The 13,848-nt window shown below is 60.7% G+C and carries 12 protein-coding genes; 7 read left to right on the forward strand and 5 right to left on the reverse strand.

Going from position 1 to position 13,848, the window contains the following annotated elements:
- Positions 1-16: 16 nt before the first annotated feature.
- Positions 17-2,833 (reverse strand): outer membrane protein assembly factor BamA, encoded by a 2,817-nt coding sequence (bamA, locus tag ESZ00_RS06155; RefSeq protein ID WP_229740993.1) that lies wholly within the window; start codon positions 2,831-2,833, stop codon positions 17-19.
- A 198-nt stretch (positions 2,834-3,031) separates the two neighbouring features.
- Entirely contained in the window at positions 3,032-3,214 is a 183-nt protein-coding gene (locus ESZ00_RS06160) for a CPXCG motif-containing cysteine-rich protein (RefSeq protein WP_129207253.1), read from the reverse strand.
- 174 nt (positions 3,215-3,388) lie between these two features.
- Between ESZ00_RS06160 and ESZ00_RS06165 the strand changes: the two genes are divergently transcribed.
- The 5 genes from ESZ00_RS06165 (at position 3,389) to ESZ00_RS06185 (ending at position 10,578) form a co-directional block, all read left to right on the forward strand.
- Positions 3,389-3,898: a YybH family protein gene (locus tag ESZ00_RS06165; protein WP_164981365.1), complete on the forward strand. Its 510-nt coding sequence runs from the start codon at positions 3,389-3,391 to the stop codon at positions 3,896-3,898.
- A 132-nt stretch (positions 3,899-4,030) separates the two neighbouring features.
- On the forward strand, positions 4,031-6,130 hold the full coding sequence (locus ESZ00_RS06170) for a glutaminase family protein (RefSeq protein ID WP_129207255.1): 2,100 nt from the start codon (positions 4,031-4,033) through the stop codon (positions 6,128-6,130).
- A gap of 166 nt (positions 6,131-6,296) precedes the next feature.
- Positions 6,297-8,558: a TlpA disulfide reductase family protein gene (locus ESZ00_RS06175; protein WP_129207256.1), complete on the forward strand. Its 2,262-nt coding sequence runs from the start codon at positions 6,297-6,299 to the stop codon at positions 8,556-8,558.
- Positions 8,559-8,884: 326 nt separating this feature from the next.
- Positions 8,885-9,850 carry a sterol desaturase family protein gene (locus tag ESZ00_RS06180; protein ID WP_129207257.1) on the forward strand — a complete coding sequence of 322 codons (966 nt, stop codon included), beginning with the start codon at positions 8,885-8,887 and terminating at the stop codon, positions 9,848-9,850.
- A complete protein-coding gene (locus ESZ00_RS06185) occupies positions 9,847-10,578 on the forward strand; it encodes a YqcI/YcgG family protein (RefSeq protein WP_129207258.1) in 732 nt (243 codons plus the stop codon). The genes ESZ00_RS06180 and ESZ00_RS06185 overlap by 4 nt, the downstream gene beginning before the upstream one ends.
- Positions 10,579-10,673: 95 nt before the next feature.
- Here the strand turns inward: ESZ00_RS06185 and infC are convergent, their stop codons facing one another.
- Positions 10,674-11,303 carry a translation initiation factor IF-3 gene (infC, locus tag ESZ00_RS06190; RefSeq protein WP_129207259.1) on the reverse strand — a complete coding sequence of 210 codons (630 nt, stop codon included), beginning with the start codon at positions 11,301-11,303 and terminating at the stop codon, positions 10,674-10,676.
- A 330-nt stretch (positions 11,304-11,633) separates the two neighbouring features.
- Between infC and ESZ00_RS06195 the strand changes: the two genes are divergently transcribed.
- A complete protein-coding gene (locus ESZ00_RS06195) occupies positions 11,634-12,086 on the forward strand; it encodes a response regulator (RefSeq protein ID WP_129207260.1) in 453 nt (150 codons plus the stop codon).
- 56 nt (positions 12,087-12,142) lie between these two features.
- Here ESZ00_RS06195 and ESZ00_RS06200 read toward each other — a convergent pair whose 3' ends face one another.
- Complete coding sequence (locus tag ESZ00_RS06200) at positions 12,143-12,433, reverse strand: zinc-ribbon domain containing protein (RefSeq protein WP_129207261.1); 291 nt, start codon at positions 12,431-12,433, stop codon at positions 12,143-12,145.
- Positions 12,434-12,831: 398 nt separating this feature from the next.
- Positions 12,832-13,029 carry a 30S ribosomal protein S21 gene (rpsU, locus tag ESZ00_RS06205; RefSeq protein ID WP_129207262.1) on the reverse strand — a complete coding sequence of 66 codons (198 nt, stop codon included), beginning with the start codon at positions 13,027-13,029 and terminating at the stop codon, positions 12,832-12,834.
- A gap of 77 nt (positions 13,030-13,106) precedes the next feature.
- Here rpsU and ESZ00_RS06210 point away from each other — a divergent pair, with 77 nt between their 5' ends.
- Positions 13,107-13,847 (forward strand): HAD family hydrolase, encoded by a 741-nt coding sequence (locus ESZ00_RS06210; RefSeq protein WP_229740994.1) that lies wholly within the window; start codon positions 13,107-13,109, stop codon positions 13,845-13,847.
- Position 13,848 lies beyond the last annotated feature (1 nt).

A 13,848-nucleotide genomic window follows, 5' to 3' on the forward strand; every position in this document is an offset into this window, starting at 1 on the left:
TCCAGGTATGAACGAGTTAGAAGGTGGTGCTGACCGAGAGCCGGAAGGTCTTCTTCGGCTCGCGCAGCTGCAACTGAGAACCGTAGAACTCCTCTGCCAGTTTGTAGGTGTAGTCGCCTGCGCCGCCCGAGGGGAACATGCTGCGGGTGATCAGGTTCTGCTGGGCAAAGTCCTTCTCCAGACGAACCGGATTGTAGGCATAGTAGATGCGGATAGGCGCGTTGATAATCGGCATCATCACGTCCAGCTCTCCACCGATCGAGTCGCGAGGCACATAGTTCGTGCCCGAGATGGGCGCGATGTATTTGTCGAACTGGATCTGCACGCCGCCCTGGCAGGCCCCATTCGTATAGTTCGGGCAGCCGTAGAGGGGCGAATTGAGCATGGCCTGACCTTCCGGGCTCTGCCGCAGCTGGCTCGTCGACGTCGCCATATCCATGCCGAAATCGTTGAAGATCACGAACGCCACCGTGCGCGCATAGATCGGAATGGTGTACTGCTGATTGGCAACGATATTCAGGTCGCCACCGATCGATGCAATGCCATAGACCGGCAGCGGAATCTGGATGGCGCCGTCGCTCGGGTTGGTCGGATCGCGCGGAACCGTGCTGCCGTCGGGATTCGTCAGGTTGAACATCACCTTCGTCGGCACGAAGCCGTAAGGCGTCGCCGAGCGGATATCGAAGCCGCGCAGTTCCGACTCGCCGCCCGAATAGAAGCGGTTGAAGGGCGGCGCGACGTCGCCGCTGACGCCATGGATATAAGAAGCCTGCAGGCGATAGCCGAAGACGTTGCGGCCTTCGCGATCGAACTTCAGACCCTTCACCGGATGGAAACTGCGATATTCCACGACCGGGCTGATATAGCGGACATTGCCCCAGAGGCCGGCCACCTGCAGCAGCGCCGAGAGCTCATGTCCCGAGTGCGGCTGATAGGTCGCATCCAGCTTGTTTTCCATGAAGCTGAACGACGCCATGCTGCTCACGATACCTTCGAGCGCGTTCTGCCCCTGGATGCCGCTGCGGAAGGCCAGCGTCTGGAAGAAGCTGGTCGAAGCCGCGCTGAAGGTCGAGACGGAGGACTTGTCCAGCGTATAGGTGAAGCCGAGCCGCTTGAAGCTGCGGCGGATCGGATAGCTGCCCGAGACCGAGAAGCCGGTCGACTCCTGGTTGTACTTCTGCAGCAGCGACTGGGTCGCAATCGACTGGTTCGCCGAGCCGGTGAGGCTGTAGTTCTTCGACGAGTTGTAGTCCTGCTTGCTGTTGAAGATCTGGAAGCCCAGGTTCAACGGACGGTTGTGCACGTACGGCTCATTGAAGCCGAAGCGGATGTTGCGCTGCACCTCGCCCAGATTCGCCTGGACGCTCAGCGTTTCACCCAGACCGAGGAAGTTGTTGGTCTGATAATTGAGGCCGAGGAACGATCCGCCCAGGCCGCTGACGCCGCCGTTCAGGCCGATCGAGTTCTTGCCCTTTTCCTTCACCTTCAGCAGCAGGTCCACGGTGCCGGCTTCGGCATTCTGGTGCGTCTCCGAATCCTGGTCCACCTTGAGCGGATCGAAGTAGTCGAGCTGATTGAGGCGCTGCAGGCTCAGCTCCCACAGATGGCTGTTATAGACCTGGCCTTCTTCGAGCATCAGTTCACGGCGGATAACGAAGTCGCGCGTGGTCGTGTTGCCCTGGAACTCGATCCGAGATACGTAGTAAGGCTTACCTTCATCGATGTCGACATTGAAGGCGACGGTGTGGTTTGCCTCATCGAAGGTCGGGTTCGGGATGCCGGAGAAATTGATGTAACCGAGCTGGCCATAGGCCTTCTGCAGGTTCTGAAGACCCTTCGCAAATGCCGTCGCGTTGAAGTATTCGCCGTCCTTGATGGCGAACTGGGCGCGCAGGGCGCGCACATTGGTCACGGCCTTATTGCCGGTGAAGGTGATCTTCGAGAGACGATAACGGCCACCCTCATCGATCGGCAGCGCAATATCGATCCGCTTGCCCTTCTTCGGACGGAAGGTGAAGAGCGACAGGCCCGTTTCATTACGCAGGTGCGTCTTGGCGTCGCCTACGCTGGCGCGCAGGTAGCCGCGGTCACGGTAAGCCTGGCGCACACGCTCGGAATCTTCTTCGAGCTTGCTCGCGTCGTAGGTGCGCGCGAAAAGGTTCTCGAGGAAGATTGAGTGCGGAATACCCACGGGGCGCAGATTGCGCATAGCGGCGCGCAGCTCGCGCGACTTCACATGCTCATTGCCTGTGAAGCGGATATCGCCCACTTTGACCTTGGGGCCTTCCTTGATGATGAAGTTGATCTGCACCGAGGCCGGCGGAATCTTCTTGATATCCGGCTTGATGGTCGCAAACTGGTGTCCGTGCTCAGCGAGAAGCTCCTTGAGCACCGCAATGGCATGGGCCATGCGCGCCTCATCGAACTTGCTTTCGACCGAGATGCCGACCTTTTCCTTCTTGAAGCGGTCGAGGACGTCGGATTGGGTGACCGAGTTCAGGCCCTTGTAATTGATCTCGCGGATCGTCGGCTTCTCCGTCACGTACACATCGAGAATGACGCCCTTGGGGGAGTCTTCCTTCTCGATGTACACGTTGTCGAAATAGCCGGTATTCCACAGCGAGTTGAAATCGCGCTCGACCGTCAACGGATCGTACGTATCGTTGACATGGCTGAACATGCGCGCCAGCACCGTCTCTTTCGGAATCTCGCGATTACCGATGACCCGGATCTGGCTGACGATCTGCTGCGACTGCTGGCCCCACGCTGTAAGCGCGAGGAGGCAGCAGAACAGGGGAAGAAACTGCAGCGTGCGACGGAGGCTACGGCGCAAAGTCTGGCTCTTTTGTGCGGAGGAGCTTGCGCCCCAGCGTTCGACGGGAAAAATAGTCACACCCTCACTGCAGAAAATCAGGCGAATCTTGAGGAAAAGGCGATTATAAGGGACGGACCGGGTAGAACCCAACTCCGAGATGTGCGCCGGAGATCCTTGCTTCATCAGACGTTTGCCGCAAACCGCGCCCCGGCGCGGTCATCCTTCCAGTTCGGCCCGGATGAGATACCCTTTGCCATCCCATTCGATGGCAAGCTCATTCGGCTTGCAGCATACCTGGCAGTCCTCGACGTAGCTCTGCCGGCGGCCGCCGCTCTCATCCACAACCGTCTCATTCCACTCTCCACAGCCCGCGCACTGGAAACCCGCCTCAAGAGGCATGGCGACCCCTGTAGACTCGAAAATCCGCTCTTAGTCTATCGGAAGGCGCGGGACTTCGCCTGCCGAACTCATCACACCGTTGGACGTTCGAGTTTGATTTCCGCACCCCGAAGCCTGCGGAATAAAAATCCGGCCATCCTCTGGCACAATAGGGACGCCCGGAGAATGACTCCCATGCGCTCGATCCCGACCCGCCGCCCACACCTCTTCTTTGCGTTTCTATGCGCCTGCGCCCTGCTCCTCGGCCACCCCCTGAACCGGGACGCCCAGGCTCAGCAGGCCGGCACCGGCAGCACGCCTGCCGCGAAGGACAAAACCGCCATCCTCCAGGTTCTCGACGACCAGCAGACCGCCTGGAACCGGGGCGACGTCGAAACCTTCATGCACGGCTATAAAGACTCGCCCGAGACTACCTTCATCGGCTCCAGTGTCCAGCACGGCTACCAGCCCATCCTGGAGCGCTATAAGAAGCGCTACTCCACGCCCGAGGCCATGGGCCATCTCGACTTCTCCGAGCAGTCCGTGCGCATGCTGGGACCCGACCACGCTCTCGTTGTCGGCCACTTCCACCTGACCCGTACCGCCAGTGGCGGGGGCGACGCCCAGGGCATCTTCTCCCTCATCCTTGAGCGGGAACCGGAAGGCTGGCGCATCATCCTCGACCACACCAGCACCACGCCGTAACACCCCTGCGCGAAGCAGCCGAAGGCAAAGGCCTGGACGGCCAGTCCCGAAGCGATCCGCCCTGCGCGAAGCAGTTCTGGTACAAAAGACTTGCGTCCCCCGGTCGCTACCTGAAGTCTTTCGCGAGGTTCCATGGAAGCGTTTGCATCGCGCCGCCTGATTGCCGTCTCTTCGTTTCTGCTTTCTGCCCTGCTTCCCGCAGCCGCCCAGCAGCTCCGCCCGCCGGCCGTGCCGCTTATCACCCACAACCCCTATTTCAGCGTCTGGTCCATGGGGGACAAGCTCACCGGCGGCCCCACCCGCCACTGGACCGGCGCCGAGCAGCCCTTTACCGGGCTTCTCCGCATCGACGGTAAGCCCTTCCGGTACATGGGAGGCTGGCCCGGCGACGTGCCGGCCATGGAGCAGCAGTCCGTCACCGTCGGAGCGACGAACACGACCTATGTCTTCACCGGCGGCGGCGTAAAACTCACCCTCGATTTCTTCACCCCCGCCTTCCCGCAGGACATCGACTTGCTTTCGCGTCCGGTCACCTACCTCACCTGGACACTCGACAGCACGGACAACTCCTCGCACAAGGTCGAGCTGCTGCTCGACGTCGATGGGCGCATCGCCGTCGACACGGACAACCAGAAAGTCACCTGGGGCCGCAGCGACACGACAAACCTGCACGTGCTGAACATCGGCTCGCGCGACCAGCAGGTGCTCAACCGCTCGGGCGACAACCTCCGCATCGACTGGGGCTACTTCCACCTCGCTGTCCCCAACGATGAGGCCGCAACCCTCGCCGCCTCCAGGGAGGCCATCCATGACTTCGTCCATACGGGCATGCTGCCCACCTCCGACGACATGGACATGCCGGCCACGCCGCGTGACGACGCTGCCCAGCTTGCCGTGGAACTGCCCATCGACGTCCCCGTAAGCGGCTCGGCCTCGCGCCACGTCCTCGTCTCCTACACCGAGGACTATGCGATCGAATACCTGGGCAGGAAACAGCGCCCCTACTGGCAGCGCAATAACAAGCCAGTACAGGAGATGCTCACCGAAGCCGAGCAGCAGTACTCCGAGCTGATGGATCGCGGCGCAAAATACGATGCCGACCTGGCCGCCGATCTCGAAAAGGCAGGCGGTCCCGGTTATCGCGACGTGGCACTGCTCGCCTATCGGCAGACGCTGGCTGCGCACGGCCTCTCGGCCGATATCGACGGCAAGCCGCGCCTTTACGCAAAGGAGAACTTCTCCGACGGCGACATCGCCACGGTGGACGTGATCTATCCGACCGCGCCGTTCTTCCTCTTCTTCAATCCCGAGCTGCTCGAGGCCGAGCTCAAACCGGTGTTCGACTACGCGGAACTGCCGCGCTGGCGCTTCCCCTTCGCCCCGCATGACCTCGGCTTCTACCCGCTGGCCGACGGACAGGTCTACGGCGGCGGCGAGCAGACCGAAGAGAACCAGATGCCGGTCGAAGAAACCGGCAACCTGCTGATCCTGGCCGCCGCGCTCGGCCAGACCGAGGGCAACTGGCATGTTGCGAAGGAGTACTGGCCGCTCTTTACCAAGTGGGCTGAGTACCTGAAGGACAAGGGCCTCGATCCCGAGAACCAGCTCTCGACGGATGACTTTGCCGGCCACCTCGCACACAACGCCAATCTCTCGATTAAGGCCATCGACGCCCTCGCCGCCTACGCGCAGATGGCGCGTGGCATCGGCGACCCGGTCACGGCCAAAAAGTACGAGGTGATGACCAGGGGAATGGCCACGAAGTGGGAGCAGCTGGCCCGCGACGGCGACCATTACAAGCTGGCCTTCGACCGTCCGGACACCTGGAGCCAGAAGTACAACCTCGTGTGGGATCAGATCCTCGGCTTCCACATCTTCCCCAACAGCGTGCGCCAGACGGAAATGGCCTTCTACCTGAAGCACATCAATGAGTACGGCCTGCCGCTCGACAGCCGCGCCGATTACACCAAGCTCGACTGGCAGGTCTGGACCGCAACGCTGGCCGACAAGCGCGAAGACTTCGACGCAATCATGGCGCCGATCCAGAAGTGGGTAAGCGCGACACCCAGCCGCGTGCCGCTCACCGACTGGTACGACACCAAGACCGGCGAGAAGTCCGGCTTCCAGGCCCGCAGCGTGGTTGGCGGCGTCTACATCAAGGCGCTCGCGGACAAATCGCTCGCGGAAAAGTGGCGCACCGTGGACACGAAGACGGCTCAGTCGTCGAACTAACCCGCAACTCAGCAAGCACAAAGGCCCGGCTTATTCAGCCGGGCCTTTCTTATTTCCTTTTCCATGGTCTAATATTCGCGGCGAGCCGGCGCTCGGATAAGACGCCGGCTCGCCGCACAGCAGCGCAGTCCGTTGTCGAACCTCAACCCCTTCGAGGTGAGCCGTCATGCGCAGTCCAGCGTTCGTTCTCTTTCTTGCTCTCGCGTCTGGAGCGCTCCATGCGCACGCACAACAGCTTTCCCCCACCTACGGCTGCGGGGCCCCCGAGGTGCGCGAAGCCTTCCTCGGCCCGCTCTCGCAGGACGAGCTGGTCAAGCTGCCCACCGTCGAGCGCAATGCGCACGTGAAGCAGACCCTCGACGCGCTCATCGCAAAGTATCCGCACCAGTACCTGCTCTACCGCGAGCAGTGGAACACGACCTCCATGCTCGAAGGAGACGCCGGCAAGTCCACACACGAGGCGCTCCGCGCGCAGTGGATCGCCGGCGCGAAGGCGCATCCGGACGACCCGATGGCGCTACTGCTGGCCGGCAAAGCCCAGGCGGATACAAACTTCGACGAAGCCATTCGCTTCTACCAGGCCGCTCAGGCAAAGGACCCCGGCTTTCCATGGCCGGCCTTTGAGTTAGTTGAGCTCTACAGAAGGAAGGGCAAAGATAAGGAGGTCGATTTCAAAACGAATCTCGAGCGCTTCTATAGCCTGTGTCCTACCTGGGTCGAGACAAGCTCCTTCGGCACGCAGATAGAAGCCTACAAGCTACGCTCCGATCCTTCCATCACCCCGAAAACCATTGCCCCACTGCGCGCCGAGCTTGCGCAGCAGAGTGATCCAAAGCGCTTAATGGATTACAAGATCCTCTGGCAGCGCGAATTCCTCGTCCGTCCGCCGGCTGAGCACGATGCCGAACGCGCACAGATCCACGAAGACCTGGCGCGCCTCGAAAAACTTGTACCCAACGGAGACGGAGACTGGCGACTCTTTCTCATCGAAGGCTACTCGCTGGCCGGTGCCTCGAACGAGCAGCTGGATGCCATGCGCGCGCAGGCGGCAAAGGATTTCCCCAACCAGTCTCCAGCCGAAAACCTCGACTGGACGCAGTGGCACAAGGAGCATCCCCAGCCTGAGGGCCAGAAGAACACCGATGCCTGGCGCGCCTATGAGGCCGCCAGCATCGCCCAGGTGAAGCGCTCGATGAGCCTCTACCCGGATGATGCCTACCTGCAGCGCACCGAGTTCTACTTCACCGTGCAGGATGATCCCTTCGTCTCCGAGTCCGACGGCATGGCGGCCTTTGATCTCTACGAAAAGTCCACCGAGACCTACGGCGGCTACGGCGTACTGTCCACGAATCCGAACGCGCTGGCGAAATTCCTGCTCGATCGTAGCTGGGCTCCCGGACGCGCGCTCGATCTGCTCGAAAAGACCAGCACCTACAAGGGCGGTGGCCACACCGAGCCCAACTGGTCCGCATCCCTGACCGCCGACGACATCAAGCGCTTCAATCGCTATAAAGAAAGCGAAGACCTGGATACAGTCGGCCTCATCCTGCAGGCGGCCCTGCTCACGAACCAGCCGCAGGCCGCCTCGCCGCTGCGTGCGAGCATCGAAGGACCCGCGCCCGCGAACGAGAAGGACCTCACCCAGTACTGGACCAACCGCGCCCGGCTCGCCGCGCTCGAGCATCGCCCCCAGGATGCGCTGGCCTACTACCGGCTGGCGCTCGACAACCGCGCCGAGCCACCGGACTGGCAGCATGGCGTCCTCGAGGATCGCCTCATGACCGAGTTCCACACGCTGTGGACCGCGCAGGGCGGCTCGGAGACGGCATGGACGGCGTGGAATCCGCCGGCGCTAGGTACAGCCAGCGAAGCCACCAACGCGAAGACCCCCGACGCAAAGATCATGGACACAAAGACCTCCGAGACCGCCGCCAGGCCCCCGACCGCGGCGAAGAAGAAGGCCGCGGTCGCCGCCTCCGAGGACGGATGGAAGCCGGTCACCGATACCATGCCAGCCTTCGTCCTCTCCGACTTCTCCGGCAGGACGTGGAAACAGTCCGAGCTCGCCGGCAAGGTGGTCCTTATCGTCTCCTGGGCCACCTGGTGCGGCCCCTGCAACCTGCAGGACGAGATGCTCGAGAAGTTCTACGAGAAGGAGAAGGGCCGCAAGGACCTGGTGATCCTGACCTTCAACATTGACCAGAACCCCGGCGAGGTGCTGCCCTTCATGCGCAGGAAGGGATATACCTTCCCGGTGCTGGCCGCCGCCTCTTACCCCAACGTCCAGAATTTTGTCCCGCGCACCTGGATCATCGACAAACAGGGCCACTGGCGCTGGACACTGGGTGGCTACGACGACGCCAAGACCTATCCCGAATTCGAGAAGAATCTGCTCACGCAGATCGGGAAGGCCGAAGGCGGCGCATAACGCAGAAAGAACAAAAGGCCCAGCCAATGGCTGGGCCTTTTGCCTTCCAGTACCCGCAAGCAGGACTCCATACCGAAGTACCGCCGCTCGCTGCCGCATTGCTCTATGCGGATCGACTCCTTCGCTGCGCGGCGTGCGCTGTTCCCTGCAAAACCACCGCCCTTGGGCATCCCCTCAGAGTCAAAGTGGCTAGAGCGGAATCCGGACAACCGTACCCACTCCATGTGCATGCAGGTGGCCTTTTCTCAAGGTAAAAGGCCACGAAAGGATCGCGGCTCCCGGGTAGACCTGTCCTGATTCCGCTATCGCGCAGAGCGGAGGAGATTATGCCGTTTCCGATCAGCTCCATCCCGGCAAGCCTTAGCAGTGTCGACCGCATCCCTGATGTCATCCAGCCCCTCCTCGGATCGCTTGGACATACCCTGCACAGCCAGCTCGCAGCCATATGGCTTTTCTTTGCGATGTGCGGAGTGCTCGAGCTATGCCTCAGCATTCTCATCTGCAGGCCGATCGAGCGACGATGGCCGCTCACATCCTGGCCCGAACGAAACCCTATTGCAGCCGATGTCACCTATGCCTTCTTTGTCCGCATCGTTCTGTTTCCGCTGGTCGCCTTCTTTGAATACAGCTGGCTCCGGAACGGGCTCGACCGTTTTCTGCTTCGCCACGCGCTCGCGCCACCCTCGCTCGCCACGCTGATCCCGTTCCTTGCAGGCCTGCCGCCAGTCCTCTTCTTCCTCCACTTCGCCATTCTCGATCTCGCGGACTACTGGAAACATCGCCTGTCGCATCGCTTCGGATGGTGGTACGGCATTCATTCGCTTCATCATGCCGAAGAGCAGATGACCTTCTGGTCCGATGAGCGCTCTCATGTGCTCGAAGACACGATCACCTACCTCTGGCTGATTGCCGTGGGACTTGCGATCGGAGTTCCAGCCTTCCAGTTCCCGTTCCTGATTCTCAGCCTCCGTTTCATCGGCAGCCTGGCTCACTCCAACACGCGCATCAGCTATGGCTGGCTGGGCGACCGCATCCTGATTTCTCCGCGCTTTCATCGCACCCACCATGCGCGGAATGCGGCCGGCCGGCGCAGCCGCAACTTCGGCACTGCACTTTCCTGGTGGGACATGCTCTTCGGAACCGCAAGATTCGCCGACAGCACCGTCGAAACCGGCGATGCAGGAGCGGAAGCAGCCATGGTCAACGGCTCCTGGGGACAGCAACAGGCCGCAGGCTTTCGGCGCATGGTGCGCCGCGGCAAGGGTGCACGGGCAGCGAGGGTGGCATCATGATCTCCGAAGTATCCGTCTGGACGGACCGTGTACTGGATCAGGGAACGCTGGGCATAGCCCCCGACAAGGAATGGAAAATCAGGGCATACGAGGAGTACAGGGCAAAGCTTCGGCATCCGGAATACCCCTGTTTCTTCGGCCAGAGCGGAGAAATTCACGGAGAGATGATGTACACGTTCGTCTCGACCGGCGCTCTCTCTTCACTGCTTGCGAACATGCGCGCATTCGTTCGCCTCATCGGCCTGGAGGAACATCGGCGATCGAGCCTTGTCGCATTTTTCGAGCCGGAGAAGAGCCTCAACGACCATGCGGGCTTCGTCGATCGCTTCTGGAATACGCTTCAATTTCTCCACGATCACGACACACAGCCACCCTTGGATCGGAGCCCCGACCATCCGCTATGGGAGTTCTCTTTCGAAGGATGCGAGATGTTCGTCGTCGGCGCATCGCCGACATACCGGCTGCGCCGCAGCAGGAATCTGGGACCGGGCATGGTCCTGATCTTCCAGCCACGCACGCTCTTTATCGACCCGGAGACTCAGGAACCCATCTCCATCGAGGTACGCAGGCGCATTCACAAGCGCATGCTGACCTACGACGGCATGCCCGTCCACCCCGACATCGGATTTTATGGGCAGGCCGCAAATCGGGAATGGAAACAATACGCTCTCCCCGATGACAACGCGCCCGAGCACGGAAGTTGCCCTTTCCATGCTCGGCAGGCCTGATCCTGCCTGACGGCAAACAACCCCATGCCACGCACGCGAAAGAAGAGCCTCCCGTGATCACGGGAGGCTCTTCTGTAAATCCGGAAACGGAGGAGTTATGCCTGTGTCGCCGCAGGTGTGGCAGGAGCAGCGGGTGCGGCAGGCGCCGGAGCCTTGGGTGGCGCGGCGGGCTTCTTCGGCGCTTCCTTCTTGCCCGGGGCGAGGATGGCATGCAGCGTCGTGCCTTCCATGCGCGGCATGAATTCGACCGTGCCGGCGTCGCCGATGTCCTGGATCAGGCGATTGATGATCGCATAGCCAAGCTCGCGGTGCGCCATCTGGCGGCCCTTGAAGCGAAGCGAAGCCTTGACCTTGTCGCCTTCGGTCAGGAAGCGGACAGCCTGGTTCTTCTTGGTCTGGTAGTCGTGTTCGTCGACCGTGACCGAGAACTTCACTTCCTTGATCACGATGATCTTCTGCTTCTTGCGCGCGGCCCGATCGCTCTTGTCCTTCTCGTACAGGAACTTGCCGTAATCCTGGATACGGCATACCGGCGGAACCGCGTTAGGCGAAACCTCAACCAGATCCAGACCGCGCTCGCGGGCGACCTTCAGGGCTTCAAAAGGCGGCATAATGCCGAGCTGCTCGCCGGCGTCGTCAATCACGCGCACTTCGCGTGCGCGGATTCTTTCATTGATGCGGATAAACTGCTTGGCCGAACGCTTATCGATGGGTCTCCTCCACAAATCCGTGGCAGCGCCACGTAGCTACTCAGTATAACGTGACTTTATCCATTGGATGCCCTTCCACGATGAAAAGCACCGCAACTCTCACCATAACGATTTATCGAACAGGTCTCATTCGGGCTTAACTCCAGGCGAATTCCCTTCGTGGTATTCTGCTCCGTTGCCTGGTTACGACCTGCTGCCTGGCAACCGTAACCGGTCCTGTGCTCCCGCCCTCATCCGGTTTCGCAATCGTACGTTTACGGCGGAACGTTGCGCGGCAGCCTTACATACCAATGCCAGTCTCTTATCGCGCATCGCTGCCTGTTCATTGAAGGATAGAATCGACCCATGAAACGCCGCATCCTGCTGGTAGACGACGAGCTCGCCATCCTGCTAACGCTCAAGGCCGTGCTTGAAATCAGTGGCTTTGAGGTAGAGACCGCCGCCTCCGCCCGCGAAGCCAAACTCAAGATCCGCTCCGGCCACTATCACATGGTCATGACCGACATGCGCATGGAGAGCGACAGCTCCGGAGCAGAAGTGGTGCAGGCTGCCCGCAAGGCCGCCTACCAGCCCGCCGTCGCCATGCTCACCGCCTTCCCTTCGACCGAAGTCGAAGGTTCGGGTTCAGACCCCGACAAACTGCTGGTAAAGCCCATGAACACCAGCGACCTGCTGCTGCAGATCGAGGCCCTACTGGTCACGCACGAAGATAAGAAGAGCAAAGCAGCCGTAGCAGCTGCTGAGGTATCTCCTGCTCCACGAAAGGCAACTGGCCGCAAACTGGCCTCGGCCCGCTAGACCTTCCTTCCCCTGCAAAGACCCAACCGCAGGCAATCTTGAAGGCATATGAGGCCCTAGCTCGCCTGCGGGGCAGCGCGCTTCTGCTGGAAACACTGTCGGCAGAGAACTGGACGCCCCTGCGTCGGCTTGAAGGGCACGGTTGTCTCCATTCCGCATTCAGAGCACACCGTCCGCGTCTCCGAACGCACGGCACCCGGCCCGGAAGCCCGCTTCGCCTTGCAGTTTTTGCATCGCTTGGGGTCGTTCTTAAACTGCTTGTCGTGAAAAAAGAGTTGCTCGCCCGCAGTAAAAACGAAATCGCTTCCGCAATCCACGCACTTCAAAGTTCTATCTACGAAGTCCATCCCGCGTCCTTGCCCGCATCGCGCTTCCAACCCGATGCACGGGCTCCAGCGCCTGCCAAGCACTGGCCTTTCATGACTTCCTGCATCGTCACGCGATCATTGAGGCGAGAGGGGGGACCATTCGCGAGGAATTCCGGCCCACTGACTCGACCGCAATGCTGCGATAACTTGCTTCTGGGGGCCCGATGCTGCTTGCGCAGCCATGCTTCAAGTGGAGGGGGTCACTCGAAGTTCGCCAGGCATTGATTTCCCTAAGACAAAAATTCGGCCTCGGGGATGCCCGGCAGTACCGGTCCGAAAACGGCGTGGGGCGATTTTCGAACCAGCGCTTACCACTTCACTTACACGGAGCGGCGCCTTGCGGCGCCGCTTACCATCTATACTCCAGAACTCGAAGGTTAGTCCTGCTCCTTACGAGCCTTCTTACGATTACGCTTACGCGCCAGCGCTTCCTTCACGCGACGCTTTTCGCCCGGCTTCAGGTAGAAGGAGTGACGCTTGACTTCCTTGATGATGTCTTCCTGCTGCACCTTGCGCTTAAACCGGCGCAGTGCATTTTCAAGCGGCTCGCCTTCCTGTACACGAACCTCTGCCACGAACAACACCTCCAAACCTTCCCAAACAGGGCCTATATAGAGTACCTGAAATTGCCCGGGAAGCGGGAGAAATCCACGTGACCGGTACAGAAATGGCAGCGCCGCCCTTTTCTTCTTGCCTTTTTGCCTTCAACAACTTGATGACGCGTTCTAAAGCCGCCGGCTTCCCTGAAAATAGAGACAGCACCTTGCCTATCCCAGGAGATTTACCGCTCATGCACCAGCCTCTCGCCCTGCCCGCCGGTCCCTTCGCCGCTTTTCTTTTTGACTGCGACGGCACGATTGTGGATTCCATGCCGCTCCACTACGTCGCCTGGAAAAGAGCCCTTGGGGAGTGGCAATGCGAGTTTCCCGAACAGACCTTTTATGCCTGGGGCGGCTACCCGGTGGTCAAAATCATCTCCCTGCTCAACGAACAGCAGGGCCTCTCGATGCCCGTGGAGGAAGTCGCGCATCGCAAGGAACAGCTTTATTACGAGATGCTTCCGCAGCTTCAGGGCGTGCCGGAAGTGCTCGAGCAGATCCATGCCCAGCACGGGAAAATCCCTTTCGCCGTGGTCTCCGGCTCCACGCGCGAAAGCGTCGTGGCCTCGCTCGAAGCACTGGGATTGCTCGATAAGTTCGAAGTGCTGGTATGCGCGGGCGAATACACCCATGGAAAGCCCCACCCGGAACCGTTCCTTCTCGCTGCCGATCGTCTCGGCGTAGAGCCAACCGCCTGCCTGGTCTTCGAAGACACAGAAATGGGTATCCAAGCCGCCACGGCCGCCGGAATGAAATCCGTCAAGGTGCTCCAACCCTGGGAGCGCCCGCGTTAAT

The organism is Silvibacterium dinghuense, from assembly GCF_004123295.1.
In the GTDB taxonomy this organism is placed as follows: Bacteria; Acidobacteriota; Terriglobia; order Terriglobales; family Acidobacteriaceae; genus Silvibacterium; species Silvibacterium dinghuense.

Excerpts from the sequence above, each read along its gene's own strand:
- ESZ00_RS06160 (WP_129207253.1), bottom strand. The coding sequence starts at position 3,214 with ATGCCTCTTGAGGCGGGTTTCCAGTGCGCGGGCTGTGGAGAGTGGAAT.
- ESZ00_RS06165 (WP_164981365.1), top strand. The coding sequence starts at position 3,389 with ATGCGCTCGATCCCGACCCGCCGCCCACACCTCTTCTTTGCGTTTCTA.
- ESZ00_RS06170 (WP_129207255.1), top strand. The coding sequence starts at position 4,031 with ATGGAAGCGTTTGCATCGCGCCGCCTGATTGCCGTCTCTTCGTTTCTG.
- ESZ00_RS06175 (WP_129207256.1), top strand. The coding sequence starts at position 6,297 with ATGCGCAGTCCAGCGTTCGTTCTCTTTCTTGCTCTCGCGTCTGGAGCG.
- ESZ00_RS06180 (WP_129207257.1), top strand. The coding sequence starts at position 8,885 with ATGCCGTTTCCGATCAGCTCCATCCCGGCAAGCCTTAGCAGTGTCGAC.
- ESZ00_RS06185 (WP_129207258.1), top strand. The coding sequence starts at position 9,847 with ATGATCTCCGAAGTATCCGTCTGGACGGACCGTGTACTGGATCAGGGA.
- ESZ00_RS06195 (WP_129207260.1), top strand. The coding sequence starts at position 11,634 with ATGAAACGCCGCATCCTGCTGGTAGACGACGAGCTCGCCATCCTGCTA.
- ESZ00_RS06200 (WP_129207261.1), bottom strand. The coding sequence starts at position 12,433 with ATGGACTTCGTAGATAGAACTTTGAAGTGCGTGGATTGCGGAAGCGAT.